Raw genomic sequence first — 319 nt, forward strand, 5'->3', positions numbered from 1 at the left:
AGTGGCTGACGTATGGCAGCGGTTATCTTGCGGGGATGAAGCTGGGCGGAACGCCGCTGGTCGAGTACACGCGGGACCGGCTGCACCGTGAGACGGCCCGCAGCTTCGGCGGGGCGGGCAGTACAGCGGGGTACGAACAGGTCACGGCGTACACCCTCACAGGGCAGCTACAGAGCAGGCACCTGAACCTGCCGCAGCTTGACCGTGAGTATACGTGGAACGATAACGGGCAACTGGTGCGCATCAGCGGCCCGCAGGAGAGCCGGGAGTACCGTTACAGCGACACGGGAAGGCTGACGGGCGTCCACACCACGGCAGC

1 protein-coding gene is annotated in these 319 nt (G+C 65.8%); it reads left to right on the plus strand.

The window, feature by feature from the left end; translation table 11 throughout:
• On the plus strand, positions 1-319 hold a 319-nt coding region (locus tag BGE37_RS24880; protein WP_198598491.1), incomplete at both ends, for an RHS repeat protein.

Origin of the sequence: Escherichia sp. MOD1-EC6300 (assembly GCF_002965045.1) — a bacterium.
GTDB classification, from domain to species: Bacteria; Pseudomonadota; Gammaproteobacteria; order Enterobacterales; family Enterobacteriaceae; genus Escherichia; species Escherichia coli_F.